Origin of the sequence: Kitasatospora sp. NBC_01302 (assembly GCF_035976515.1) — a bacterium.
Lineage (GTDB): Bacteria > Actinomycetota > Actinomycetes > Streptomycetales > Streptomycetaceae > Kitasatospora.
The window spans coordinates 672,286-698,464 of sequence record NZ_CP108404.1 but is presented as its reverse complement, the minus strand read 5'-3'; the positions used below and the strand labels follow the sequence as shown (position 1 = coordinate 698,464).

The following is a 26,179-nucleotide window of genomic DNA, read 5'->3' as shown; positions in this document are numbered from 1 at the left end:
GTCTTTCGTCCACCGGCCCTGCCATCCGTCGAGAAGGAAGAACCCTTGACCGCGCTTGTGGGCACGGCCTCCCGCGCGCCGATCACCCCACGGGAGATCCGGCCACCCCTCCTGAAGCGCCCGCTGCGCCGGCTGCGCTCGCTGCGAAGGCTCGGCCCGGACGGCCCGCTCGCCCTGGCCGTCACAGCCGCCGTCCTCGCGGTGCAGGCCTGCAACATCGCCGGATTCCCCGCCGTCAGCGACGACGAGGGGACCTACCTGGCCCAGGCCTGGGCCGTCCAGCACCACCACGGACTGGCCCCCTACACCTACTGGTACGACCACCCGCCGCTCGGCTGGCTGCAGTTGGCCGTGCTCTCCTGGCTGCCCGGCCTGTTCGCCTCGCCGGACCACCTCTTCACCGCCGAGCTGCGCATCGCGATGCTCCCGGTCACCGCCGTCAGCGCCCTGCTGCTCCACCTGCTGGCCCGCCGGCTCGGCCTGCCCCGCTGGTCCGCCGCGCTCGCGGTGCTGCTCTTCGGGCTGAGCCCGCTGGCGGTGGGCCTGCAGCGCGAACTCTTCCTGGACAACTTCGCGGTGCTCTGGCTGCTCGCGGCCTTCGTGCTGGCCGCCTCCCCGCGCAAGCACCTGTGGCACCACGTCGCCGCGGGCGTGTGCGCCGGGGTCGCGGTGCTCTCCAAGGAGACCGTCGCGGTGGTGCTGCCCGCGGTGGTGCTCCTGCTGTGGCAGCACTGCGACCGGACCACCCGCAAGTTCTCGCTGGTCGGCTTCGGCACCGCGCTGGCCCTGGTGGGCCTGGGCTACCCGCTGTACGCCCTCCTCAAGGGCGAGCTGATCCCCGGGCCGGGCCATGTCTCGCTGCTCGGCGGGCTGCTCTTCCAGCTCCAACGGGCGGGCTCCGGCTCGGTGCTGAGCCCCGGCTCCGGGGCCCACCAGGTGCTGGAGTCCTGGCTCTACTACGACCGGGTGCTGCTCCTCGGCGGCCTGGCCGTCACCCTGCCGCTGCTCTGCTCGCGCCGGCTGCGCGCCCCCGCGCTGGCCGTGCTGCTGCTGGCACTGGTGGTGCTGCGGCCGGGCGCCGGCTACCTGCCGGCGATGTACGTGATCCAGGCGCTGCCGTTCCTGGCGCTCGCGCTGGCGGGCGCGGCTCACCTGGGCGTGCGCCTGGTGCTGCACGCCGTCCCACGCCTTCGCCTGCGCCCGGTGCGCTGGGCCGTCGTGGTGCTGGCCGCCGCGCTCGCGGCCGGCTGGACGGTGCCGCGCTGGTACGCCGGCGACCGCACCGCGCTGACCGCCCACGCCAACGCGCCGTACGACGCCGCGGCCCGCTGGATCCGCGCCAACGTCCCCGATCCGGCGCACACCCGGATCACCGTGGACGACGCCCTCTGGCTGGACCTGGTCCACGACGGTTTCGAACCCGGCACCGGGGTGATCTGGTTCTACAAGGTCGACCTCGACCCGGCGGTCTCCCGCACCCTGCCGCAGGGCTGGCGCAGCCTCGACTACATCGTCTCCACCCCCACCCTGCGCCAGGACCCGGGCGACCTGCCCACCGTCCGCGCGGCCCTCGCCCACTCCACCGTCCTGGCCTCCTTCGGCGACTCGGCGGCGGACCGGGTCGAGGTCCGACGGATCGTCAAGGACGCCTCGCCGTAGCGGAACCGGCCGTCCGACCGCCCCCGACCCCCGGAGGAGCCCGCCTGTGACCCACCCGTCCGTGACACACCCGCCCGTGACCCGCCCACCGCTGGCACGCGCCCGCCGCCTGCGGTCCTCCGTGCCGATCCACGTCGCGGTGCTCGCGCTGCTGGCGCTGATGCTCGGCGCGCAGCCGGCCTTCGCCGGCGCCAACCTGCTGGTCGACCCCGGACTCGAGACGCTGGACGCCAACGGGTTCCCGGTCTGCTGGGAGCAGTCCGGCTGGGGCAACGGCACCGTGAACTACTCCGTCACCTCCGACGCGCACAGCGGCACCCGTGCCATGCGGATCACCGTCGCGGGCGTCACCACCGGCGACCGCAAGGCGATGATGGTGGAGAACCCGTCCTGCGCGCCCTCGGTGACCCCGAACCACCAGTACGACCTGGGTCTCTGGTACACCACCACGACCCCCAACACGGTGGTCACCGCCTTCCGGCACGACATCGCCGGCGGCTGGCAGTACTGGACCGACCTGGAGACCCTGCCGGTCACCGGCAGCTACACGCACACCAGCGTGCGCACCCCGGCCGTCCCGCCGCACACCGACCAGATCAGCTGGGGCGTCACGGTCTACGGCAACGGCACGCTGACCACCGACGACTACACCATGGAGGACGCCACCGTCCCGGCCACCGGCACCGCCTGCACGGCCGGCGACGCCTGCACCGCCGGCTCCTGGCAGGTGATGCCGTTCCTCAACCCGGTGCGGAGCATGCACGCGATCGTGCTGCACAACGGCAAGGTGCTGCTGATGGCCGGCTCGGGCAACGACCCGATGGCCTTCGCCGCCGGCACCTTCACCTCGGCCGTCTACGACCCGGTGACCGCCACCTTCACCCAGGTCCCCACGCCCGCCGACATGTTCTGCTCCGGCCACGTGCAACTGCCCGACGGCCGGGTGCTGATCGTGGGCGGCACCAAGTCCTACCCGGCCGCCGACGCCAGCCACGGCTACGAGGGGCTCAACACCGGGTACGTCTTCGACCCGGCGACCCAGACCTACACCCGCACCAACGACATGAACGACGGGCACTGGTACCCCTCGGCCACCGAGATGGGCGACGGCGACATCATCAGCTTCGGCGGCCTGCGCGGGGACTCCAGCGGCAGCGTCACCACCGAGCTGTACTCCACCGCCGCACAGGCCTGGCAGCCGACCTCGCAGGTGCACCAGAGCTGGAACTTCTGGGGCCTGTACCCCTCGATGGTGCTGATGCAGGACGGGCGGCTCTTCTACACCGGCAGCCACGTCTTCGGCAACGGCACCCCCGGCAGCGGCGCCTCGATCTACGACTACAACGCCAACACCATCACCGACGTCCCCGGCCTGCAGAGCAAGGACACCCGCGACCAGTCGATGAGCGTCATGCTGCCGCCCGCCCAGGACCAGCGGGTGCTCACCGTGGGCGGCGGCAACATCGTCAGCAACGTGGACGCCGGCCGGCAGACCGACATCATCGACCTCAAGGCCGCCAGCCCCGCCTACACGCCCGGCCCGCTGCTGCCGCAGGGCAGGATGAGCGACGGCAGCATGGAGACCGGCAGCCAGGGCAAGATGTACGTCTCCACCGTGCTGCTGCCCAACGGCCAGGTCTTCGAGACCAACGGCGGCCTGCACAACCGGGCCGACCCGGTCTTCGAGGCCTCGATGTTCGACCCGGCCACCAACACCTTCACGCCCGCGATGGCCACCGACCCGATCCCGCGGACCTACCACTCCGCGTCCTTCCTGCTGCCCGACGGCCGGGTGATGACGGTCGGCGACAACCCGGGCAACGGCAGCTTCGACATGCACGTCTCGCTCTACACCCCGCCGTACCTCTACCACGGCGCCCGCCCGCAGATCACCGGCGTCGCCAGCACCATGTGGTCCTACGGCTCCAGCCAGCACATCACGGTGGACGCCCCGATCGTGCGCGCCGAGCTGATCCGCCCGGCCGCCGTCACGCACTCCTCCGACCCCAACCAGCGCTTCGTCGACCTGCCGCTGAGCGTCAACGGGGACGGCAGCGTCAACCTCAACGTGACCAGCAACCCGAACCTCGCGCCGCCCGGGTACTACATGCTCTTCGCGGTCAACGCGAACGGCGTGCCGTCGGTCGCGCAGTGGATCCACCTGATGTGACGCCACCCCCTCCCACGGAAAGGAGAACCGTGTGACCACCAGGACCCCGCGCCGCCGCGCCGCCGGCCCGCTGACCGTCGCGCTCGCGGCGTTGGGCACCGCCGCCGCAGGACTGACCCTGGCCCTGACGCTGCCCGCCACCACCGCCCGGTCCCATCCGGCGCCGTCGGGCACGGTGCTGACCGGTGCCGCACCGGCGGGCGCGGCTGCCCAGCAGCAGGGGCCGCAGCAGCGGCCCGCCCCGCACGTCATGGACTTCGCCCAGGGCCTGGACGACCCGGCGAAGCAGCCGCCCCCGCAGGCCGACAGCACGCCCGTGCCGGCCACCGCCGACGGCTGCGACCACGCCTACGGCGACATCAACGTCTGCGTCCCGTGGACCTTCCCGCCCGCCGCGGGCACCGCCCCGGGCGCCGGCTGCCGCTGGCTGCTCGCCCATGGCTACCCGCCGCTGGCCGTCCACGGCCGCGACCGCCTCGGCCTGGACACCGACCACGACGGCACCGCCTGCGACCACGGCGACGCGGGAGCCGCCGGCTGAGCCGCTGCTGATCCGGCCGAACGAGCGGTGCCCCGGGCGCAGTTGCCCGGGGCACCGCTCGTCGGCGCCCCGGGGCCCTTCCGAAGCGCCGAGAAGTACGATCGACTTCGTGCCTGCGCAGCCGAACGTCGCTGCCGGACAAGGAACTCCTGGGGGTACTCGTCACATGGTCCAGCTCTCCGGCGAACCGATGACCTGGGTGATGACCGGCGACAGCATCACCCAGGCCGTCCTGCACACCCACGGCGCGCGGGGCTGGGTGGAGCACGTCCACGAGCGCGTCCGCTGGCAGCTCGACCGACTGACCGACGTCGTCGTCAACACCGGGGTGTCCGCCTGGCGCGCCTCGGACGTCCTCGCCGCGTACGACCACCTCATCGGCCGCTTCGAGCCCGACGTCCTGTCCATCTCACTGGGCACCAACGACGCCCGCGCCGGGCTGGCGGGCCTCGCCGAGTTCCGCGAGTCGATGAGCGCGATCATCGCCAGGGCGGACGGCGCGCAGATCGTGCTCCACACGCCCGTCCTGGTGAGCCTGGCCGGGCGCGCCGCCCGGGCCGAACTGCCCGCCTACTGCCAGGCCGTGCGGGAGATCGCCGCGGAGACCGGCGCGCTGCTCGTCGACCACGAGGCGTACTGGCTGGCCCGGTTCCCCGACAGCGACCCCATCGCGTGGCTCGACGACCCGGCCCACCCCAACGCCGTCGGCCACCGGCACATGGCCGACCACACCCTGCGCACCCTGGGCCTGGGCGAACTCACCGAGCTCTGAGCACCGGGCCCCCATCGGCCCGAGCGCCCACCCGGCTCACTTGCTCTGCAGCGTCCCCAGCGGCTCGGGGTCGTCCGCCAGCGCGGCGGCCGCCGCCTGCCAGCCGGTGTCCCCGGGGTGGAGGGCGCTGCGCAGGAAGGCCGTGGTGAGCCGCTGGAGCAGGGCGACGCGGGCGGGGCTCTCGTCCGTCGTCTCGGCGGCCTCGTAGCCGGGGATCCCGCCGAGCGAGTGCTCCGCCCCGAACAGCGTGAGCAGGCTCTTGCCCCCCGGGCTGTGGGTGTAGGGGTCGGTGAACCAGTCCGGTCCGCGGGTGGACAGGTGGGACCGGTCGTTGTCACCGGCGACGATGAGCGCCGGGGCGGTCATGGTGTCGAAGGACGGCCGCATGAAGGGGAAGTGCTCGGCGGCGAACGGGGTCAGGTCGTCGCCCAGGCCGGTCAGGGCGAGCAGCACACCCGCCTTGACCCGGGGGTCGGACAGGTCCTCGGCGGCCGCGCCGTCGGCGTCGAGGACGCGCGCGCCCAGCAGCGTGCTCGCGCTCTGGGCTCCCCAGGAGTGGCCCGCCACGGCGATGCGGTCGTGATCCAGGCGCCCGGCGAGGCCCGGCACGGCGGCCTCCAGCGTGTCGAGTCCGTCCAGCACGCGCTTGAGGTCCTCGATGCGCAGGCGCCAGATCCGCGGCGTACGGGGATCCTCGGCAGGGAGGCCGAGGGTCCTGGAGTCGAGGTGGGTGGGCTGCAGGACCACGAAGCCGTGGGCGGCCCAGAAGTCCGCCAGCGGGGCGTAGCCGTTCATCGAGGAGCCGAAGCCGTGCGAGAAGACGACGACGGGCAGGCCGTTGCCGGTCGCGGGGGCGGATATGCGGACCTGGAGGTCCTCGCCCCGGCCCGGGGCGGACAGGAGGACCGGCTTGGCGGACAGCACCAGGGCGGGTGCGCCCCCGGTCTCGTGCGGGTTCGGGGTGTTCGAGTCGGACATGGAAGTGCCTTCCATTTCTTCGCGCTCGTGGATCGGTGGGCCCGGGGACGGCAAACAGTGGCAAGGGCGGCAAGGGGCGGCCCGGTCCTCGGGTCTGCCATCATGGGCTAAACGGAACCTTGCTCCGCTCACGATACGGAGCAGTGTTCCGCTTTGCAACCTCGTGGTGGAACCCCCGTATCGGCACCCTCGTGGAAGGAACGTCGCGTTGGACGACAGCGGACAGAGCACGGCAAGCGCAGCCGGATCCAGGCGCAAGGACGCCCAGCGCAACCGCCAGGCCCTGCTGGAGGCTGCCGCGGCGGTCTTCGTCACCTCGGGCGTGGAGGCGCCGGTGCGCGACATCGCAGCCAGGGCCGGCGTCGGGATGGGCACGATCTACCGGCACTTCCCCACCCGGGCGGACCTCGTCATCGCCGTCTACCGCCACCAGGTCGACGCCTGCGCGGAAGCCGGGCCCGCCCTGCTCGCGGCCGGCCCGACACCGCACGCCGCCCTCGGGCGCTGGGTCGACCTCTTCGTCGACTTCCTGGTCACCAAGCACGGCCTCGCAGCCGCGATGCAGAACGACAACGCCGGCTTCGAGACCCTGCACGCCTACTTCCTCGACCGCCTCGTGCCGGTGTGCGCCCACCTGCTCGACGCCGCCGTCGCCGCCGGCGAGATCCGCCCCGACCTCGACGCCCTCCAGCTCATGCGGGGCATCGGAAACCTCTGCATCGGCGCCGACAGCGACCCGCGGTACGACGCGCGCCGCCTGGTCGCGCTCCTCGTCACGGGACTGCGCGAGCCGTGCGAGCGCGAGGACTGACGGGACCGGCGCCGCGCGCCCGGCGGGAGCCGTCGGACAGGCCTATGCCCGGTCCGCGGTCCGGGTCTGCTGTCCGGCGGCGGGGGCCCAGCGGTGCTCGGTGACCGCGCCGCCGTGGATGGTGAGGGTGCCTTCGGGCGTGTCGGCGGTGCGCCAGAGGGTGTAGTCGCCCTCGGGCAGCGGGGAGATGACCGCGCAGTGGACGGTGCGTCCGGCGAGGTGGCGGGGGCGGACGGCGGCGTGGGTGCGGGTGGCGTCCTGGCCGGTGGGGCTGACCTCGATCTCCAGGCCGTCGGCTTCGGGCCCGGTGTGGATGATCAGCGCGCCGAGCGTGCCGCCGATCTCCAGGACGACGCTGCCCTCGCGGGAGGGCGCCGGCAGCGGGGCGTGGGGGTGGTCGGGCAGCGGGGCGTGGGAGTGGTCGGCGTGCGGGGCGTCGGAGTGCTGGTGCTGGTGCGTCATGGGGGCTTTCGGGTTCCGTGGGAAGGCAGTTGAGGTACCGCAGGCGCTGCCGCGGGTGCGGGGCGCGCCAGGCGCTCGCACCCGCGGCGGTCGGTGTCAGCTGGACGGGTTGTGGTAGCCGTCGTAGGGCAGCCCGAGGTACGGGAAGGTGGTGAGGTACGGGTTCTTGACGTCGGCGGGCGTGAGGCCGTCGGTGATCACGCTGGTCGCGCCGTCGGGGGTGAAGCTCGCGTCGACGAGGTGGTAGATGAGACCGGCGATCACGCGCAGCTCGATGGTCACGACGTCGTCGAAGACCCGGCGCCCGTTGGGGAATCCGGCGGCGTCGCCGGCGACCAGGCCCAGGATGTTGGGGTTGCCGGCCGGCGGGACGGCGACGTTCAGGCGCAGCATGTCGGCCTGGGTGTCGCCGGTGTAGTTCTGGAAGCCGGGGACGATACCGCTGGGGATGCCGGTGAGCAGGACGGCGAGCAGGTCGGCGCGGGGCTTGCCGGAGGCGTCCAGGGCCGCGAGGTTGGGGAAGACGCCCGGGTACAGCGCGGGCAGCAGGTTGGCGAGCTCGGGGTGGGCGACGTACTGGGCGAAGTTCTTGTCGTCCGCCGGCGGCTGGGTGTTCCACAGGTCCTTCTTCCCCATCGGGATGATGACCTCGTTGACGAGCGGGTTGCCCAGCCGGGAGACCTGGACGAAGGGACCGGAGGCGGCGTCGCGGCCGGCCGGGTTGAACACCCGGGCCTGGCGGCGGGCGGCGGTGGTCCACACGCCGATGGTGGCGTGCGGGTCCATCACGTCGGTGGGCTTGCGGTGGTCCCGGGTCAGGTCGGTGATCGGGACCTGCAGGGCGATGCTGTGGACGTTGAGCGCCTTGGTGGTGTTGACGCCGGGAGCGGGCTGGGTGAAGGCGGGCATGACGTGCAGCTGCTGGAAGGGGCGCAGCGTGGCCAGGTCGAAGATGGCGCCGAGGTCGACGTAGAAGCCCTCGGCGCGCTGGCCGGCGAAGACGTGGCGGTTGCCGTCGAGCTGGTGGACGGCCATGCCGGCCAGCGAGGTGTAGTCGGGGGTGGAGAGCGGGCCGATGTTGCACGGCGGGCAGGCGAGGTTCTCGGCCAGGACGCGGCGGCGCTCGCCGGCCTCGACGCGGGTGACGCTGTAGGTCTGGCGCCGGTTCCAGTGGGGGTCGTCCAGTGAGGTGATCGGCCCGGTGTTGTACAGGAAGGAGTCGGGGTTGCGGACCTCGACGCTGAAACGGAACTCGTAACTGACGTCCGGGCGGCCGTCGTTGTCGTTGTCGATGTGGATGCTGTAGAGGACGTCCTCGCCGAACTCGTAGAAGTTCGGGCCGCCGGCCGGCCCCTGCAGGGGGATGTAGTTGGCGATCAGCGTGACGGTGTCGCAGTTGTCGGGGCTGACGAAGGCGTAGACGTCGGTGCTGTCGGCGACCGGGTCCTTGGAGATCTCGGGGGCTTCGCGGTGGGACGACAAGGGAACCTCACAGGGTTGGTGCGTGGGCGGGACGGTGGGCCGGCCGCCCCCGGCGGGTGCCTGCCGGGGACAGCCAGGGTCTTGACAGTGCGTCAGCCGAGCGCGCGGACCAGGGCGGCGGCCAGGGCGGGGTCCTGGACGCGCTGGTGGCGGTCGCCGCTGTACAGGTCCAGGTCGCCGCTGCGGGCGTCCCGCAGGTGGACGATCATCGGCTCGGCGTGATCGGCCCGCACGCCGGCCGGTGCGGGCGCGCCCTCGCCCGCGGCGTGCTGCTCGGCGGGCCGGGCGAGGGCCGTGCCGGTGCCGGCGAGCAGGTTGACGGCCAGGCCCGCGGCTCCGACGGCGGCCGCCTGGCGCATCAGGTGCCGGCGGGAGAGGTTGTCGGGCGGGGTGTCGGCCGCTTGGGCTTCCAGGGACATGGTGTTCCTCCGAATCGATGAAGGGGACGGGGCGCCGCCGGCTCAGCCTGATCTGCCGCGTGCGAGGTGGCCGATCCCACCCCTGGACGCGCCGGGGTGGGAGTGACGATCGAAGAGGCGACGGCCATGGCACCAGGAAATGGCGGGCGGTCAGGGGGAAGTGAAATGCTGCCGGGGCGTCCGCGTCCAGGCGACACGCACCCGGCCGACCGGTGAGCCGCTCAACTGGCCCAACTCTCCGGCGGATCGGCGGCGTCGTGCCCGACCGTTCGAGTGAACATCGCGGTGGCGGCGATCAGGAGCAATCCGCACCGCGGTCGGTGCCGAATTCACGATGCGTGGCGAACTCTCCCGGGCGGTCGGGGCAGACCGCCCGGAGCACCTCAACTCTCGCTGTACGAAAAGGGCCACGGATGTCGACCGTGCAGGACACCACGACCGGTACGGACTCGATACCACCCCCGGGCCCGGCCGCACGGACGCCCGGGCGCGGGGGAGTCGACCTTCGCGCCCGGGCGTCCGGGTGTGTCGTCAGACGGTCAGCAGCGAGGGGCTGGCGGCCTTGTCGACGGGCAGGAAGTCGTCGGGGACGGGGTATTGGCCGAGCACGTAGTTGAGGATGGCGGCGTGCATGGCCTCCACCGGCGCGATGGTCGCGGCGGTGGCGATCCCGGCCGGGCTCGTGACGTTGTAGGTCGCGAAGAGGTAGGTCTGCGCGGCCTGGTCCTCCAACTGCAGGGCGAGCTTGGCCACATCGCCGACGTTGGCGGCCTTGCCGAGGGCGGCGAGGGTGGCCGGCTGGTTGGACAGCGGCACGTCGGTGATGGCGGGCTTGCCGGCGCTGGTGAGGACGGCGTTCCAGGCCTGGGCGTGGTCGGCGTGCTGGGCCATCGCGGTGGTGACGAAGCCGGCGACCGCCGGAGGGACGGTGCCGAGCTTGCCGGCCTTGGCCGCGGCCAGGGTGGCCTGGTAGGCGCCCACGGCCTGGTTCTCCAGCGCGGTGGCCAGCGCGACCACCTTCAGGTCGCCGGTGTAGCGCCCGCCGGTCGCACCGGAGGACGCCGTCGAAGCACCGCCGGCGGCGGACGAGGAGGAACTGGACGAGGTGCTGCCGGAGGAGCAGGCGGCCAGCGTCAGCGCGACCGCCGTCCCGCCGGCGCCGAGCAGGAAGCGCCGCCGCCCGCTGTCGCGCGGCTCGCCCGTCCGGCGCGCACCCTCGCGCGGCTCGCCCGTCTCCCGGGCACCGTCGCGCGGCTCGCCCTGCTGCCGGGCCCGGATCTCCTCGCTGAGGTCCCGGGCGCTCGCCCGCATCGCGGGCAGCGTCTCCTGGTGCGCCTCGTGCAGGTCACGGGTGAGGCGGGTCAGCTCGCCCTCGCTGAGGGGCAGGTCCCAGCCGTCCTTGGTGGTCGTCACTTCACGGCCCCTTCGCTGATCGGGGAGGCGCTGTCGGTCTTGTAGAAGGCGTCGGGGAAGCCGACGCTGCCCGCGGCGGCCGGCAGCTTGGCCGGGTCCACCGGGATGGTGATCAGATCGGCCGCGTTGCCGGCCAGCAGGGCCTGGACGGCGAGCAGGGTGGCCCGGTGCTGCGCCTCCACCGGCGCCACGGAGGCGAAGAGCTTGCGCAGTTGGGCGTCGCTGACCTGCGCGACGTTCTTGGTGTAGGTCTGCGCGGCCACGTCCTCCAGGGTGATCGCCAGCTTCACCACGTCCGCCGGGCCCTGGATGGTGGGCAGCGCCTGGTCGACGACGGCCTTGTACTTCGGGTCGGGGCCGTTCTGCGCCTGCCCGCCGGCCTGGGTCGCGGCGGCGTTGAACGCCTTCGCGTGCGCCTGGTGCTGCATGGTGGTCTTGGCGATGAACGCCGCCACCGTGGGGTTGCCGCTCTTGATGAACGACAGCCCCGCGGCGGTCTGGTAGACCGCCACCGCCAGGTTCTCGATCGAGGCGGCGGTCTGCAGCGCCATGATGTCGTCCGTCGCGACCGAGCCCGAGCCCGAGTTCGAGCCCGAGGCCGCGGCCGACGGGGAGGCCGAGTCGGCGAAGGCACGACCGCCGGCCAGTGCCGCCACCCCGGCGGCACCCGCCAGCACGGTGCCGCGCTGCCACCAGCGGCGCCGGACCGGTTCGTTCGCCTGCCCGAAGTCGATCAGGGCGCTGCGCGTGATGCGCACCGCGTCGCTGTTCAAGTCCTCGGACTGCTCGGTCAGTTCCTCGAGCAGTCGGGTGTCGATGTGCTCTGTGGCCATCATGTCCCGTCTCACGTCGTGAACCCGCGATCGGTGCGGGCTCTCACGCCGTCGATTCGGTGTGACCCCCGGGGTGGATTGGTCGCCGGGCCGACCGGTTCCGGATTCACCCAAGGGGGTGACACGAGCGGACACGCATCCGAAGAGGCGGGCGAGAGCATCGCCGTACCCTGGGTGTCGACCACCACGATCAAGGAGCTCCGAGCATGCCGGTCCACCCCTAGGACGCCGTGCTCTGCGACATCGACGGGGTGCTGCGGCACTGGCCCGCCCCCGGTCACGCCGATCTCGACCGCGCCCACGGCCTGCCCGCCGGCACGCTCGCGGCAGCCGCCTTCGCCCCGTCCCGCCTGCACCCCGCCATCACGGGGGAGACCACTGACGAGCAGTGGCGCGCAGCGGTGGCCGCGGACATCGCCGACGCCTGTGGGTCGGTGGACGTCGCCCGGGCGATCGTCGCTGCCTGGTCCGAGCTCATGCCGCGCGTCGACCACGAGGTGGTCTCCCTGCTCACCCGGGTTCGCGACGTCATGCCCGTCGCCCTGGTCTCCAACGCGACCACGCGCTTGGAACAGGACCTCGCCCGGCAGGACCTGCACAACCTTGCCCACACCGTCGTCAACACCGCCCGCATCGGCGTCGCGAAGCCCGACCCGCGGGTCTGCCTCATCGCCGCCGAACGCGTCGGAGTCCCGGTCGAGCGCTGCCTGTTCGTCGACGACACCGCCGCCAACGTCGCCGCCGCACGCGCGCTGGGCATGCCCGCCGTCCACCACCGCCGACCCGAAGACCTCCGCGACGCCCTCGCACCCGTCCTCGACCCGAAGCACCCATGCACACAGGGGTGTTGACCCGCCAGTCGGCTCACCGACGGCCGCCGGCGTTGCGGTCCGGGCGCACCGGGTGCACCGGGCGGACTCCGGTACGGGTGGCGACCGTTGCCGGGTCGGTCCGGCCGTGGGGGTGGAAAACACAGTTGGCTGGGGGTCAGGTTTCCTGAAATCCTGACCCGCATGACCCCGGATCCCGTCGACCAGGCTCGACGTCTCGTGTGTGACCGTTTCCCCGATGCGCTTGCCGTGGTCCTCGCCGGGTCGACGGCTGCGGGGCGAGCCACGGTGAGCAGTGACCTGGACGTCGCGGTGCTCATCGGGGACGGTGGCGAGACCGGCCGGGAGACGATCCGGTTCGAGGGACGAGTCGTGGAGCTCTTCATCCACACGCGTGCCGGTCTGGTGGACCTCTTCGCCGCGGATACGGCCGCACGTCGCGCGGTCCTGCAGAGCATGTACGCCACCGGTCTCGTCCTGGTCGACACCGATGGTGAGGCCGGCCGCGCCCGTGCCCTGGCCGAGGCGGACCTCCGCGCGGGGCCGCCGCCGCTCGGACCGGAGACGGTCGAGACGAAGAGGTACGCGCTGACGGACGCTCTGGACGATCTCGCCGATGCGGGCGACCCCGTCGAGTGCCTGGCGGTGGCGGGGTTCGTCCTCAACGCTGCGGCCGATCTGCTCTGCGACCACCAGCGCGCGTGGATCGGCGGCGGGAAGTGGCTGCCGCGGCGCCTTCTGGAGGCGGACGCCGAGCGTGGGTCCGCCCTGCTCGAAGCGCACCTGCACCTGTGCAGGTCGGGAGAGCCGGGGCCGATGATCGACGCGGTATCCGAGGTCCTCGACCTGGTCGGCGGGCCTCTTCGCGAGGGCTATCGCAGGACCTGGCACGGTGTGATCGAATCGCTTGCCGCGACTCCCAGGAGCTGACGGGCTGCGCTGGTGACCGCCTCGGTCGCGCGGCCGGGGCGCGCCGCTCGGACGCGCGGCCAGGCCGCGCCACTCACGCGTGCGGCAGCACCAGGCGGAAGGTGCAGCCCTGGCCGGGGCGGGTGTCGAGTTCGAGGCGTCCGCCGTGTCCTTCGGCGATGGAGGCGGCGATGGACAGGCCCAGGCCGCTGCCGCCGTGCAGCCGGGAGCGGGAGGGATCGGCGCGGTAGAAGCGTTCGAAGACCTTCTCCGCATGGCCGCGGTCCATGCCCGGGCCTTCGTCGGCGACCTCGATGACGTTGATGCGGGTGTCGGGCGGCAGACCGGGCGAGGCGCTGGTGCGGCCGGGGCGGTCGGTGCCGCCGGTGCCATCGCCGGCCCGGGTGGTGCCGACCCGCAGGTGGATCCGGGTGCCGGGCGGCGTGTGGGTGTGGGCGTTGGCGAGCAGCGCGGCGACCACCTGCCGCAGCCGGTGGCCGTCGCCGACGGTCTCGACCACCTCCAGCTCGCGGCAGCCGGTCGGATCGCCGGGAGTCCGCAGCGGGCCGAGGTCGATCGGGTGGGAGGGGCGGTGGAGCGCGGCGGTGCTCACCGCGTCCGCGCCGACGGAGAGCAGGTCGACCGGCTCGCGCTCGTAGCTGGGCTCGCGGTCGAGGGTGGCCAGCAGTTGGAGGTCGTCCACGATCAGGCTCATGCGCTCGGCGTTCTGGGCGACCAGGCGGTGCGCCTCGCGCTGCTGGTCGGGTGGCTGCGGATGGCGCAGCGCGAGTTCGGCGAAGCCCTTGATGGCGGTGAGCGGGGTGCGCAGCTCGTGCCCGGCGTCGGCGACGAAGCGGCGCAGCCGGTCCTCGGAGGCCTCGTGGGCGCGCAGGGCCTGTTGGAGTCGGTCGAGCATGGTGTTGAGGACGTGGCCGAGCCGGCCGATCTCGGTGCGCGGGTGGGTGTCCGGCAGCCGCAGGTCCAGTTCGCCGTCGGTGATGGCCTGGGCGGTGGCCTGCATCCGGGTGAGCGGCAGCAGGCCCAGGCGCACCACCCAGCCGCCCGCCGCGATCAGCACCAGGGCGGTCACACCGAGCACGGCCACGTCCAGCCACCGCAGTTTGGACATCGCGCCCTCGACGGTGTCGAGCGGGAGGGCGGCCAGCCGGCTGGAGCCGTCGGGGCCGTTCTGCAGCAGGACCCGCCAGTGACCGGAACCGGACTCCGCGGCCAGGGTGGTCGGCCGGCCCACGCTCAGGTCCAGGTCCGTGCGCCGGTCGGGCAGCCGGGGCCCGGCCTTGTCGGGGTCGCCGATCTTCTGGCCGAGCAACTGGCCGGAGGCGTCGTAGAAGTAGATCCGGAAGTCGGAGGGCAGCGGATCGCTCGCGCCGGTGGCCGGCGGCCCGGGCGGGTGGGCAGCCAGGGCCGACGGGTCGTGGAACATGGTGGGCGGCGGCTGCAGGCCGCGCAGCTGCTGGTCCACCCGGCCGGTCAGCCAGGAGCCCAGCACCTGGTAACCGATGAACTGGGAGACGAGCACGGCGATGGTGGCGAGCAGGGTCACGCCGATGATCAGACGGCCGCGCAGCGAGCGGCTGACGGAGATGCTCACGAGGGTTCCGTTCCCGCCTGGTCCCGGGGCAGCCGCAGGCAGTAGCCGACGCCCCACACGGTCTGGATCAGCGGGGGATCGAAGCAGTCGATCTTGCGGCGCAGGTACTTGACGTAGGTGAGGACGATGCGGTCGTCCCCGGCGAAGTCGTAGGACCACACGTGGTCCAGGATCTGCGCCTTGCTCACGACCCGCCCGGCGTTGGCCATCAGATAGGCGAGCAGCTTGAACTCGGTGGGGGAGAGCGGGATGTACTGCCCGGCCCGGTGGACCTCGTGGGCCTCGGTGTTCAGGTCGAGGTCGGCGTAGCGCAGGATCTCCGGGGCCGGCGCGGTGTCGCCCTCGGCCCCGGAGACCCGGCGCAGGATGGCGTCGATCCGCAGCAGCACCTCCTCGATGCTGAACGGCTTGCTCACGTAGTCGTCCCCGCCGACCCGCAGCCCGGCGATGCGGTCGCCGAGGTCGGTGCGGGCGGTCAGGAAGAGGACGGGCGTGTCGTCGCCGGTGGCGCGCAGTTGCCGGGTCACCTCGAAGCCGTCCAGGTCCGGCAGCATCACGTCCATCAGGACCAGGGCCGGGGCCTGGCGCTCGATCTCCACCAGGGCGGAGCGTCCGGTGTCCGTACTGCTGACGGTGTGGCCGGCCAGGCGCAGCGCGGACTCCAGCAGCGCCCGGATCGCGGGCTCGTCCTCCACCACCAGCAGGCGGTACCCGTTCTTCTGTGCGTGGTGTTCCGCCATGCCCGGCGATGACCTCCTCGTGCCCGTTCATCTGACAGGATCCGCCGGACCGGCCGTGGTTCTGGCCCTGATCATGGCCCCGGCCCATGTTGTGGCTCCGCCCCCGGCCATGGCTCCGGCCCTGACCGGGCCGGCAGGGGCAGCGGGCCGCGGCGAGCCAACACTGTAACCGCACGATCTGAGGACGGGCTGTGCGTGCGGCGGGTGCCGACCCGGGGTGGGCCGGCACCCGCCGGTGCGCCTCAGGCGCCCGCGTCGCAGCGGTAGAGCGTGCCCGCACTGTCGCCGCCGAACAGGCCGCCGAAGCCGCCCGCCGCCCCCGACCGGGCGCTGCCCGAGGCCGTGGTGCCCCCGTAGTCCTGCGCGGGCACCTCGGTGCAGTGCGCCTTGGCCCACGTGGTGATCCGGGCGCTGCTGCTCTCGGCCGCCGAGCCGCCGCCCATCGCGCCCATGCCTCCCATGCCGCCCATTCCCGGTCCGCCGGTCAGCAGGAAGTGGAGCCTGCCCTGCTGGACGAGGGCGGTGAAGGCACCAGGGGTGGGCTGCGGAATCTGTCCGGAGAAGCCGCCGATCGGCAGCACCTTCTGGCCGGTGGCCAGGATGTAGGGCTGGGCCTGCGACCAGCCGGTGGTGGCCAGCGGGTACTCGGCGCCGTCCTGGTGGGCCTTGACGTAGTTCCACAGCTTGAGCTGGTCGCCGGTGAGCGTGCCGTTCGGGTCCATGCCGCCCGGGCCGCCGGGACCCCCGAAGCCACCGCCATCGCCGGAGCCGCCGCGAGCACCGGCCCGGGTGCTGCCGTCCGCGCCGGAGACGTCCTTGAACTCCTTCGCGAGGGCGCTCGCCACGCCCGGACCTATGCCCATGCCCGAACTCTGCGGGCCGGCACCGGCGTCGAAGGCGCTGCCGTCGTACGTGGCGTCGAAGCCCGAACCGGCCCACGCGGCCGAGCCGATCCCCACCGTGGCCAGGCCGAGTACGGCGCCGACCGCGGCCACCCGGGCACGGGTGCGCCCGCCGAGCCGCCCGAGGACCAGGACCGCGACGCCGGCCGCCGCGGCGAGCAGGCCCAGCCAGCGCAGCCACGGCGCGAAGCTCGTGAAGCCGGACCACAGGTGCCAGGTCCAGGCCGCCTGCGCGGCGACGGTGGCGGGCAGCAGCCAGGCCGCGCGTCCGCCCTCGCGGTAGCTGCGCCACAGCAGCACCATCCCGGCGCCGCACAGCGCCGCGATCGGGGGCGCCAGGGTGGCCATGTAGGCGGTGTGCGGGATGGTGTTCATGTCACTGAAGATCAGGCCGACCACCACCAGCCAGGCGCCCCAGGTGACGAAACCGCCGCGCAGCACGTCGGTGCGCTCCGCCCGGCGCCGCTGGAGCAGGCCCAGGGCGATCATCAGGGCGGCGAACGGCAGCAGCCAGCCGATCTGCGGAGCGAACCGGCCCTCGAACAGCTTCAGCCAGCGCGAGCCGCCGCCACCGGGACCGCCCGGCATCCCGCCGCCACCGGTGCCGCCGCCGCCCGGCAGGCCCCGCCCGCCGAACCCCGGAGCGCTCCCGCTGCCGGGCTGCGCTGCGCCTGCCTGCGACCCGTTGGCCTGCGTCCCACCCGCCTGCGCCCCGTTGGCCTGCGCACCGCCTGCCTGCGACCCGTTGGCCTGCGACCCGTTGGCCTGCGTCCCACCCGCCTGCGCCCCGCCCGGCATCCCCGAGCCGCCGCCGAACCCGGGCCCCGAGCCGCCGCCGAAGCCCGACGCCCCCGCGCCCGCCGAGCCCCCGGGAACGCCACCGGCACCCGTACCGCCCGCATCGCCCGCGCCACCCGTGCCGCCCGGCGCCCGCCCCTTGGGGGAGCCGCCGGTGAACCCGCTCTCCACCGCGCCCGGGATGTGGATCCCGAACCGGTCCAGGCCGTTGTAGCCGAAGACCATGGCGATGGCGCTGTTGTTGGTCGAACCGTCGACGTACGGCCGGTCCTTGGCGGGCACCAGCTCCATCATGGCCACCCAGGTCACCGACACCGCGGCGCAGACCGCGCCCGCGACCACCGCGTGCCACACGCGACGGCGCAGCGGGCCCGGTGCGACCAGCAGATAGGCCAGGCCGAAGGCGGGCAGCACCATCCACGCCTGCATCATCTTCATCTGGAAGCCGACGCCGACCCACACCCCGGCCCACACCAGCGACCGCAGCCGCCCCTGCGCGACCGCGACCTGGAACCGGTCCACCGCCAGTACCAGGCAGCAGGTCAGCGCGCCGTCCTCCATGGAGTGCCCGAACATCGAGGCGACCACCGGTGTGAGGGCGAAGACGGCCGAGGCGATCAGGCCCGCGGCGGGCCCCGCCCAGCGGCGCACCACGCGGTAGAGCACGAGCACCGCGATGACGCCCTCGATCACCTGCGGCAGCGTCACCGACCACTGGTGGAAACCGAAGAGCCGCACGAACAGCGCCTGGACCGCGAACGAACCGGGGATCTTGTCCAGCGTGATGGTGGCGCCCGGGTCCATCGCCCCGAACAGCCACGCCTTCCAGCTCACCGACATGCTCCGCACGCTGTTGCTGTAGAAGAGCGCGTAGCCGGCGGTGGTGATGTTCCAGGAGTACAGCGCGGTGGCGAAGGCCGCGATGGCCAGCAGGACCGGCCGTGCCCACCGGGGCTGCTCCTCGGGCGATCTCCAGAACTCCCAGCGGGAACGGCCACCGCCGCGCGTCACGGAGGTGCGGGGCAGGGGAGGGGAACCGGAGGCGGCCACGTCCGTGGCCTCGGCGCTGTGCGTCATGACGTCCTTCGCAAGTGGGGAAGACGAGCCGGCGGGCCGTGCGCGGGAATCCCGCTGCCGGAGCGCCGGACCACTCTCGCCGCTGCCCCTGAGCGGGGTGGGGGAACGTGATGAGAAATCTGGGGGAGTTCTGGCGGGTACCTGCCAGGTCCATGGCGGGTACGCGCCAGCCCGGTTGCACGGGTGCGCCTGCGGTCAGCCCGGGAGCGAGGCCGGATCCCGCCTGCCACCGGGGCGGGAGCCGACACGATGTCAGCGTCGTCTGGGATGTTCGTCCACGACGGTCACCGCGCACCTTCGCCGACCGCCGACCGCCGACCGCCGACCGCCAAGAGGGAGTCCACCGAATGTCGCCCATCCCCGTCACGCAGTCCTGGCAGCGGATCGAGGCGTGGCTCGCCCAGCACGCCCCCAGCACGGCGGCGTTGCTGCTGCCGCCGGCCGCGCGGGAGGAGATCGGGGCCGCCGAGCGTACGCTCGGGCTGAGGTTTCCGCCGGACCTCGTCGATCTGCTGCGGCTGTGCGGCGGTTCGGCCGAGGGCCCGTTCGACTTCGGACTCGGCGGTCCGTACCGGCTCCACACCGTCGCGGAGATGACGGAGAAGCAGCTGACGATGACCGAGGTCGTCGGCGCGGTCGGCGAGGAGGTCATGGACGGCTCCTACTGGCACCGGCAGTTCCTGCCGATCGGCAACTGGACCGGGACGTACCTGCTGGTCCTCGACTGCCGGCCGGGCCCCGGCTACGGGCGGGTGGGCCGGCTCGCCGAGGGCAGCGGCACGTCGTTCGGCATCTGGGACTCGCTCGCCGACCTGCTCGCCGCCCAGGCGGAGGCACTGGCGAACCTCACCGCGCTGGACCACTGGGCCCCGGTGGCGTTCGACGGACGGCTGTCCTGGGGGATCGTCACGAACCAGCACCCGGCGCCGCGTTCGCTGCTCCGGCTCGCCGCGGCGGCGGAGCAGCCCGCCGAGCCCGCACCGCCGCCGTGGCGGTACGTCCCGGTGCCGGAGGCGGGCTGGGTCGGCGACCACCCGGGATTCCGCCTCACCTTCGTGGCGGGCGTGAGCGGCCCCGAACTGCTGCGCCGCTACGGCGCCGAGGACGATGTCGCGGTCCCGCGCAGCCGGCAGGAGGCCGACGACGCCGCTCGCCGCTGGACCTCCGGCTACCTGCCGGTGGTCCGGACCGGCATGGCGGGCGACTGGGCGTTCGGCTTCGAGACGGGCAGCGGGGAGGCCGACCGGCCGGAGGTGCTGCGCCGGCTGTCGGCCGGGACCCGGGCGGTGCGGGTCGGCTACGACCGCGACGCCACCACCCTCGCCGTGCTGGCGGACGGTGAGCTGGTCGCCTCCTACGACACCCGCCGGCCCGAGCGGCGGGAGGGCCGCGGGCCCGGCCTTCCGGCCGCGGCGCTGCGGCGTGCGGGCCTGCTCCCGCTCGACACCGAGCGCTATCCGGACCAGGACGTCGCGGCGGTGCTCGACCTGCTCGCGGCGGAGTTCGGCATCGCGATGGACGCCGCGCTGCTCGACCAGCCACTGCTCAGCGCGCATGTGCTGCCCGTGCTCGCTGATCAACCCCACACCAGGGGAGGGGAGTTCACCAGCTCCCACGAGCCGGTCATCGGGGGAGCGCTCGCGTTCGCCGCCGAGGGGCCGCTGCGGGCCGCCGTGCTGGAGCAGGCGGGTCTGCTGGCGGCCGAGGTCGGACTGGACGACTGCCCGCCGATCGCCGAGGCACTGGCGACGGCAGCGGCAGGGAAGTTCGCGCCGGCGACCGACGAGAACGCCCTGGGCAAGCTGCTGCGCACTCTGGCCGCCGAGGCCCGGGCGGCGGCGGAATCCCGGTCGGACCCCGTCGCGCGGGACCTGTTGACCGAGGACGAGCGCCGGGCCTGGCAGGTGCGCCACGGCGCGGCCCTGGCGATCGCGCTGGCCACGGGCACCCCGGTGCGTTCGGCTGCGCCCGTCGTGCTGAGCGGACGGCTGGATCCGCACTGGCGGACGGTTTTCATGGCCACGCTGGGCGAGGAGGCGGTGCCCGTGGACGCGGTCGAGCGGCTGGCGCAGCGGGAGGCGGCGGTGGCGGCGGAGCAGCAGGCGCGGTGGGCGGCCGACGGTGCGGCCGGCGGCGCGTGGCCGGTGCTGCCGCCACCGGCCACGCGCCCGAGCCGGCCCGGACCGCAGCTCGGGCTCGGGCTCGGCCCGGTGACCCTCCCGTCGGGCGGCCCGGTCCGCGGGCACGGCTCACCCCTGGTCGTCCCGGCCGGCACGGTGACAGCCGTGTCGCTGGACGGCCTGCCGGTCGGCCCGCCCGAGCCCGGGGACGGTACCCCGGCGAGTGCCGGCTGACGATCAGCGGGGGCTCAAATCCCCGTGGACCCCCGCAACACCTCCCGCACCTGCCCCGAATGCGGGCACGTCGCGTTGGAGAACAGGCCCACCCAGGAGAAGTTCCACTGCCAGTCCTGTGGCCACACGGCGCACGCTGACACAGTGGGAGCCATCACGTTCTACGTGACTCCTCCCCCGGCTTCAGCCGGGGGAGGAGTCACGTAGTTGACGCCCGCCACGGCGAGCCGGACCAGCACCTCCCCGGGGCCCGGGGTGGGATCCGGCAGCTCGCTCCAGGTCAGGACCTCCGGACCGCCGTGCTGGTGGATCAGGATCGCGTGCATGCGAAAGAGCCTGCTGTCGTTGCTCGTTGACGTTTAATCAGATCGCTCGGCCGGGCCGTGGGCCGGGCCGCACAACTGAACGTAGAGCCGGAAAAATGGACCCGCAAGTCCAGAAATCCCCCGCCTCAGTGCCGCAGGAAGCGCCGCAGGCGGGTGAGGGGCCAGGTGTTGACGACCTCGTCCTTGGTGAGCCAGCCGCGCTGGGCGGTGCCGATGCCGTAGCGCAGGTTGTCCAGGTGCGGGATCGCGTGGGCGTCGGTGTTCACCGCGAACCGGACGCCGTGCCGCCGGGCGGCCAGGATCTGCTCGTCGCCCAGGTCGAGCCGCGAGGGCGAGGCGTTGATCTCCAGCGCGGTGCCGGTGCGGGCGCAGGCGGCGTAGACGGCGTCGAGGTCGACGTCGATGGCGGGCCGGCGCCCCAGCTGCCGGGTGGTGGGGTGGCCGATGATCTGCACGTGCGGGTTCTCGCAGGCCCGGATCAGGCGGCGGGTCTGCTGTTCGCGGTCGGCCCGGAAGTGCGAGTGGATGGAGGCCACGCAGAAGTCGAAGCCGGCCAGGAACTCGGCCGGCCAGTCCACCTCGCCGTCCAGGTCGATGTTGAGTTCGGTGCCGTGCAGCAGCCGCATCCGGCCGAAGTGTTCGCCCAGTGCGCGCAGTTGCTCGCGCTGGGCCAGCATCTTCTCCTCGGTCATCCGCTGCATGGAGAGGTTCGGGGCGTGGTCGGTCACCGCGTAGTAGGCGTAGCCGCGCTCGGCCGCAGCCGTCAGCATCTCCTCCAGCGGGGCCAGGCCGTCGGTCAGGTCGGTGTGGGTGTGCAGGTCGCCGCGGATGTCCCGCTCGGTGACCAGCTGGGGCAGCCCGCCGTCCAGGGCGGCCTCGATCTCGCCGCGGTCCTCGCGCAGGGTGGGCGGGATCCACGGCAGGCCCAGCGCCTCGTACACCTCCTGCTCGGTGCGCGAGACCAGCTTCGCGCCGCTCTCCACCTCGAACAGCCCGTACTCGGAGAGCTTGAGCCCGGCCTTGATCGCCCGGGAGCGCAGCTTGATGTTGTGCGCCTTCGAGCCGGTGAAGTAGACCAGCGCCGCGCCCCAGTCCTCGGGCCGCACGACGCGCAGGTCCACCTGCAGGCCGCTGCCGGTGCGGATCGAGGTCTTGGTGCTGCCGTGCACCAGCACCTCGGCGGTGTCCGGCAGTTCGGTGATGGCGGCCATCAGCGCGGTGGAGTCCTTGGCGGCGGCGAGGATGTCGAGGTCGCCGACGGTCTCCCGCATCCGGCGCAGCGAGCCGGCCCACGCGCACCGCACGCAGCCCCGCACCTGCGACAACTCGCCCACCAGCGCCTCGGCGAGTTCGGTCGCCACGTTCAGCAGGGTGCGCCCGCCGCCCTGGCGCAGCTGCTCGATGCCGTGCAGGATGTTCTCGGCGCTGCGCTCCCCGAGCCCGTGCACGTCGTTCAACCGCTCGTCCCTCGCCGCCGCCACCAGCTCCTCGACGGTCGAGATGCCCAGCTCGCGATGGATCAGCGCGGCCTTCTTCGGCCCGACCGTCGGGATCGCCATGATCTCGCGCAGACCGCCGGGCACCTTGGCGCGCAGTTGCTCCAGCGCCCCGATCCGCCCGGTCGTCAGCTGCTCGGTGATCTTCTCGGCGATGGACCTGCCGACGCTCGGGATCTCCAGCAGCCCCTTGGCGTCCAGTTGGGCGAGATCCTCGTGGTAACCGCCGACCGCCCGGGCGGCCTTCTGGTAGGACCGCGCCCGGTAGGCGTCACCGCCGGTCAGCAGGATGAGGTCGGAGTACTCCTGCAGCAGTGCCTCGACCTCGTCGTTGAGACGGGCCATGGGCCCAGTCTAGGCGCCGACCGGAGGCGGGTCGCGGGCTGCGGCGCAACGCCGGTCCGCAGCGGCCGCGCGATGCCCGGCCGTCACTCCAACGGGTGAATGTCGCGCCGGATCGCCCGTCACGCAATCCACCCCGGCGGCCGCACCGAATGACCGTGTGGGTGCCCGGGTGTCGAAGAAATCGGCTCCCCCAGCCCGGGCACCCACCCGCCGTCGCCCGCGGCCGGCACCCGTCGCACGGCCGCACCGGGCGGACGGGCCCGGTGCAGCCGTGCGACGGGTGCCGGCGCGCGCAGGAGCACGACGCCGTCCTGATCGTTCGGGATCAGGGCGGCCGCCTGGCGTGCGGTTCGCACATGCGGCCCCCTGCCAGGTGGACGGCAGCACCAGGTTGTGCAGCGGGTGGACCGCCGTGGTCAGGGCGGCGGCCAGGGCGCGGATCCGCAGCACCCGGCTGCGTTGCGGCGGAGGGCAGCGCGGGAGCGTGCGGCCTGCCGCTCCCGGCCGCCTTCGGTGTGCCGGGGTCCGTCCCGCATACTGGCGCCTGTGATTCTCGTCGTCGAAGGACCGAGTGCCGCCGGAAAGACCAGCTACTGCCGCCGGTTCGAGGCCCGGCTGCTGGTGCCCGAGTCGGCGGCCGGCGGTGGGCCGGGCGCGGGTGCCTCGCTCGAGGAGGCCGGGGCGTTCTGGACGGAGCGCAACGCGGAGCGGTGGCAGCAGTCCTGCCGCACCGAGCAGGCCGCGGACCTCGCCGTCTGCGACACCGATCCGCTCAAGCTCCACTACAGCTGGTGCCTGGCCCGCGCCGGTCTCGGCGCGCCGGCGGCCTTCGGCGCGCAGCTGCGCCACGCCCGCCGGGCCGTCGCCGAACGGCGCCTCGGCATTGCGGACCTGATCGTCTGCGACATCCCCGGACCCGCCGAGCTGCGCCGCCGCCGGGACGGCGATGCCACCCGCACCCGCCGCAACTTCGCGCTCCACGCCCGACTGGCCGAGCCGCTGCGCGAGTGGTACGCGGCGCTCGGCGCACTGGACCCGGGGCGGGTGCGGTGGCACTTTCCATCCGAGCCGCCCGAAGCCGCCACCCGGCCCCGCTACGACCTCGACCTGTTCGACGCCTGGATGCAGCGGCTGCCCGGACCGGCGGGGGAGCCCGGGGCCGGGTGACTCAGGCGCCGCCGGTGCGCTCGGCCTGCTGCCTGAGCAGCTCCTCGACCGCGCTCGGCAGGGTCGTCTCGAAGTCGATCAGCTTCGCCCAGGTCGGGGTCACGACGATCCGGACCATGCCGTCGTAGAGCGAACGGACACCGGCCTCCCACTCGACCCGCTGCTCGGGCGTCATCGAGTAGCTGCCGTTCATCCGGATGAACTCCTCGGGGATGCCCTCGACGACGTCCAGCTCGGCCCGGCCGCGGACGAGCAGGATCTTCGGCGGGTGCACCTCGGTGTCGATCGTCAGGGCGACCGCCGGATTGCGGCGCAGGGCCGGCAGCTTCGGAGCGTTCTTCGCGGTGCACATGACGAACTCCGCGCCGTTCCAGTCGAAGGCGATCGGCACGACCCGGGGAGTGCCGTCCTTGGCCACGTAGGCCAGACGAGTGAGGTCGCGCGCCAGGAGTTCCTGGCTGAGCGGCCGGTTCAGAATCTCGGAGATCTCGCTCGGCTGCACGGTCGGACCGCCTTCCCACGCTCGTCCACCCGTTCCTCCAGCTTAGGAGGCTTCCGGGCGGCCGCTCCAGTCGAAGGCACTTAGGTATCGCCACTCGTGTGTTGCCGGTCTGTTGCCGACTGCTGCCGTGCGGGTGCTGCGAGCGGCGCAACACCTGGAGGCCGGGGCATGCTGACGGTCAACTCGGCCGACCGGTGCCGGTCTTCGGCTGCCTGATCGGGCAGGAGTCCGGCACCAATGGGCGCCCCGGATCGTCGTCCTAGGAGCAGCAGCCGGACAGCACCAGCTGTGGGGGAGGGAATCGGGACGTGGTGACGGACAACAAGGGGCCCAAGGGGGCACGGATGGCGGGGCTGCAGCCTCTGGACGAGGAACTCAACAGCGAGTGCCGGGCGTTGGCCGAGGCCCTGCGCCAGCAGTTCGAGGCGCTGGGGGTGTCGGTGCGCCGCTACGCGATGCGGCGCTACCTCAACCCGGGCACCCTCTCGCGCTACCTGGCCGGCAGCAGGGTCCCGCAGTGGGCCTTCGTCCAGAACCTGCTCGCCGACGTGGCGGCGGACCGTGGCGCGGCGGTGACCCCGGAGGCGATGAACCTGCTGCGCGGGCTGCACCGAGCCGCGCAGCGCACCTCCGCATCCATGACGAAGGCGGTCGCCCAGCTCCAGCAGCAGCTCGCCGACGCCGACCGGGAGGCGCGCCGTTCCTCGGCGCACAAGGACGTGCTGGACGACGCCCTGGTCGAGCGCAACGAGCGGATCGCCGACCTGGAGGTGCGTCTGAGCCTGCAGCCGCTCAACTCCGGTGACGTGGAGGAGGAGGCGCTGCTCGTCGAACGCAATCGGCTGGCCGCCGAGGTCACCCGCCTGCGGGCCGAACTGACGCAGGCGCAGAGCCGGGCCGAGCTCGCGGAGGTCCGCTGCGACCTGCTGGAGCGCCAGCTTGCCCTCGTCGAGGTCCAGCGTGGCATCGACCCCGCCGAGCAACTGCTCACCGCCGTCGGCAACCTGCGGCATCCGCTGCCGGAGGGTGTCCGCCCCAAGGTCCTCCTCGTGGACGACCAGCCCGCCAACCTGCTCGCCCTCAAGAGCGCTCTGCAGGTGCCCGACCAGGAGCTGGTCGCGGTCTCCTCCGGGTTGGACGCCCTCAGGCAACTGCTCCAGCACGAGGACTTCGCGGTCATCATCCTGGACGTCCAGATGCCCGGGATGGACGGCTACGAGACCGCCGCCCACATCAAGCGCCGCGCCAGGACGCGCCACATACCGATCATCTTCCTCACCGCCATCGGGTCGGACGCCGACTACTCGATGCGCGGCTACTCGGTCGGAGCCGTCGACTTCATCGTGAAGCCCTTCGACCCCTGGGCCCTGCGCGCCAAGGTCGCCGTGTTCGTGGACATCTACCTGGAACGCCAGCAGCGCGGCGGTCCGGACGGGCCGCCCGGGCCGCCCGGGTTACCCGTGTCACCGGCGGTCGCCGCCCCCGCCCCCGCCCCCGCCCCCGCCCCGCCGTCGGGTGAGGGCGCTGGACCCCGCACCGCAACGGGTGTCGCCGGCGCAGGAATTGCCTGACCAGGCCCGA

The 26,179-nt window shown here is 73.2% G+C and carries 22 protein-coding genes and 1 pseudogene; 11 read left to right on the top strand and 12 right to left on the bottom strand.

Features of this window, described 5'->3' with window-relative positions:
• The first annotated feature begins 45 nt into the window (after window positions 1–45).
• The 4 genes from OG294_RS03320 (at window position 46) to OG294_RS03305 (ending at window position 5,142) form a co-directional block, all read left to right on the top strand.
• On the top strand, window positions 46–1,659 hold the full coding sequence (locus OG294_RS03320; protein ID WP_442789101.1) for an ArnT family glycosyltransferase: 1,614 nt from the start codon (window positions 46–48) through the stop codon (window positions 1,657–1,659).
• A 160-nt stretch (window positions 1,660–1,819) separates the two neighbouring features.
• Window positions 1,820–3,829, top strand: a complete 2,010-nt coding sequence (locus OG294_RS03315) for a galactose oxidase early set domain-containing protein (RefSeq protein WP_327071430.1) — start codon at window positions 1,820–1,822, stop codon at window positions 3,827–3,829.
• A gap of 31 nt (window positions 3,830–3,860) precedes the next feature.
• Window positions 3,861–4,370 (top strand): hypothetical protein, encoded by a 510-nt coding sequence (locus tag OG294_RS03310; protein WP_327064849.1) that lies wholly within the window; start codon window positions 3,861–3,863, stop codon window positions 4,368–4,370.
• Window positions 4,371–4,536: 166 nt separating this feature from the next.
• Window positions 4,537–5,142: an SGNH/GDSL hydrolase family protein gene (locus OG294_RS03305; protein ID WP_327064848.1), complete on the top strand. Its 606-nt coding sequence runs from the start codon at window positions 4,537–4,539 to the stop codon at window positions 5,140–5,142.
• A gap of 36 nt (window positions 5,143–5,178) precedes the next feature.
• Here the strand turns inward: OG294_RS03305 and OG294_RS03300 are convergent, their stop codons facing one another.
• Complete coding sequence (locus OG294_RS03300; protein WP_327064847.1) at window positions 5,179–6,120, bottom strand: alpha/beta hydrolase family protein; 942 nt, start codon at window positions 6,118–6,120, stop codon at window positions 5,179–5,181.
• Window positions 6,121–6,328: 208 nt separating this feature from the next.
• Between OG294_RS03300 and OG294_RS03295 the strand changes: the two genes are divergently transcribed.
• A complete protein-coding gene (locus OG294_RS03295) occupies window positions 6,329–6,931 on the top strand; it encodes a TetR/AcrR family transcriptional regulator (protein ID WP_327064846.1) in 603 nt (200 codons plus the stop codon).
• Window positions 6,932–6,973: 42 nt separating this feature from the next.
• On the opposite strand, the gene OG294_RS03290 is transcribed toward OG294_RS03295, so the two are convergent.
• From OG294_RS03290 to OG294_RS03270, 5 genes are all read right to left on the bottom strand, one after another.
• Entirely contained in the window at window positions 6,974–7,393 is a 420-nt protein-coding gene (locus OG294_RS03290) for a hypothetical protein (protein ID WP_327064845.1), read from the bottom strand.
• Between the two features lie 96 nt (window positions 7,394–7,489).
• Window positions 7,490–8,875, bottom strand: a complete 1,386-nt coding sequence (locus tag OG294_RS03285) for a DUF4331 domain-containing protein (protein ID WP_327064844.1) — start codon at window positions 8,873–8,875, stop codon at window positions 7,490–7,492.
• A gap of 92 nt (window positions 8,876–8,967) precedes the next feature.
• Window positions 8,968–9,294: a hypothetical protein gene (locus OG294_RS03280; protein ID WP_327064843.1), complete on the bottom strand. Its 327-nt coding sequence runs from the start codon at window positions 9,292–9,294 to the stop codon at window positions 8,968–8,970.
• A 531-nt stretch (window positions 9,295–9,825) separates the two neighbouring features.
• Window positions 9,826–10,707: a ferritin-like domain-containing protein gene (locus tag OG294_RS03275; protein ID WP_327064842.1), complete on the bottom strand. Its 882-nt coding sequence runs from the start codon at window positions 10,705–10,707 to the stop codon at window positions 9,826–9,828.
• Window positions 10,704–11,543, bottom strand: coding sequence for a ferritin-like domain-containing protein (locus tag OG294_RS03270; RefSeq protein ID WP_327064841.1), 840 nt, complete (start codon window positions 11,541–11,543; stop codon window positions 10,704–10,706). Before OG294_RS03270 ends, OG294_RS03275 begins: the two co-directional genes overlap by 4 nt.
• A gap of 227 nt (window positions 11,544–11,770) precedes the next feature.
• Between OG294_RS03270 and OG294_RS03265 the strand changes: the two genes are divergently transcribed.
• Together OG294_RS03265 and OG294_RS03260 are read left to right on the top strand one after the other, a co-directional pair.
• The gene (locus OG294_RS03265) at window positions 11,771–12,391 is read left to right on the top strand and encodes an HAD family hydrolase (RefSeq protein WP_327064840.1); all 621 of its coding nucleotides are present in this window, start codon (window positions 11,771–11,773) and stop codon (window positions 12,389–12,391) included.
• 162 nt (window positions 12,392–12,553) lie between these two features.
• On the top strand, window positions 12,554–13,300 hold the full coding sequence (locus tag OG294_RS03260) for a nucleotidyltransferase domain-containing protein (RefSeq protein WP_327064839.1): 747 nt from the start codon (window positions 12,554–12,556) through the stop codon (window positions 13,298–13,300).
• A gap of 73 nt (window positions 13,301–13,373) precedes the next feature.
• On the opposite strand, the gene OG294_RS03255 is transcribed toward OG294_RS03260, so the two are convergent.
• From OG294_RS03255 to OG294_RS03245, 3 genes are all read right to left on the bottom strand, one after another.
• Complete coding sequence (locus OG294_RS03255; protein ID WP_327064838.1) at window positions 13,374–14,891, bottom strand: sensor histidine kinase; 1,518 nt, start codon at window positions 14,889–14,891, stop codon at window positions 13,374–13,376.
• Entirely contained in the window at window positions 14,888–15,631 is a 744-nt protein-coding gene (locus tag OG294_RS03250) for a response regulator transcription factor (protein ID WP_327064837.1), read from the bottom strand. Before OG294_RS03250 ends, OG294_RS03255 begins: the two co-directional genes overlap by 4 nt.
• Window positions 15,632–15,873: 242 nt before the next feature.
• On the bottom strand, window positions 15,874–18,408 hold the full coding sequence (locus OG294_RS03245) for an ArnT family glycosyltransferase (protein ID WP_327064836.1): 2,535 nt from the start codon (window positions 18,406–18,408) through the stop codon (window positions 15,874–15,876).
• Window positions 18,409–18,755: 347 nt separating this feature from the next.
• On the opposite strand from OG294_RS03245, the gene OG294_RS03240 reads away from it, so the two are divergent.
• Both OG294_RS03240 and OG294_RS03235 read left to right on the top strand, forming a co-directional pair.
• Entirely contained in the window at window positions 18,756–20,762 is a 2,007-nt protein-coding gene (locus OG294_RS03240; RefSeq protein ID WP_327064835.1) for an SMI1/KNR4 family protein, read from the top strand.
• A 3-nt stretch (window positions 20,763–20,765) separates the two neighbouring features.
• Window positions 20,766–20,969 (top strand): annotated as a pseudogene (locus tag OG294_RS03235) (zinc ribbon domain-containing protein); the annotation flags it as partial.
• Here OG294_RS03235 and OG294_RS03230 read toward each other — a convergent pair.
• Together OG294_RS03230 and polX are read right to left on the bottom strand one after the other, a co-directional pair.
• Entirely contained in the window at window positions 20,924–21,088 is a 165-nt protein-coding gene (locus OG294_RS03230) for a hypothetical protein (RefSeq protein WP_442789100.1), read from the bottom strand. The pseudogene OG294_RS03235 and the gene OG294_RS03230 overlap by 46 nt on opposite strands.
• A 125-nt stretch (window positions 21,089–21,213) precedes the next feature.
• Complete coding sequence (gene polX, locus OG294_RS03225) at window positions 21,214–22,929, bottom strand: DNA polymerase/3'-5' exonuclease PolX (protein WP_327064834.1); 1,716 nt, start codon at window positions 22,927–22,929, stop codon at window positions 21,214–21,216.
• Window positions 22,930–23,475: 546 nt separating this feature from the next.
• Here polX and OG294_RS03220 point away from each other — a divergent pair.
• Window positions 23,476–24,096 carry a hypothetical protein gene (locus OG294_RS03220; RefSeq protein WP_327064833.1) on the top strand — a complete coding sequence of 207 codons (621 nt, stop codon included), beginning with the start codon at window positions 23,476–23,478 and terminating at the stop codon, window positions 24,094–24,096.
• A 1-nt stretch (window position 24,097) separates the two neighbouring features.
• On the opposite strand, the gene OG294_RS03215 is transcribed toward OG294_RS03220, so the two are convergent.
• Window positions 24,098–24,598 carry a pyridoxamine 5'-phosphate oxidase family protein gene (locus OG294_RS03215; protein WP_327064832.1) on the bottom strand — a complete coding sequence of 167 codons (501 nt, stop codon included), beginning with the start codon at window positions 24,596–24,598 and terminating at the stop codon, window positions 24,098–24,100.
• A gap of 344 nt (window positions 24,599–24,942) precedes the next feature.
• Between OG294_RS03215 and OG294_RS03210 the strand changes: the two genes are divergently transcribed.
• The gene (locus tag OG294_RS03210; protein WP_327071429.1) at window positions 24,943–26,169 is read left to right on the top strand and encodes a response regulator; all 1,227 of its coding nucleotides are present in this window, start codon (window positions 24,943–24,945) and stop codon (window positions 26,167–26,169) included.
• The last annotated feature ends 10 nt before the right edge of the window (window positions 26,170–26,179 follow it).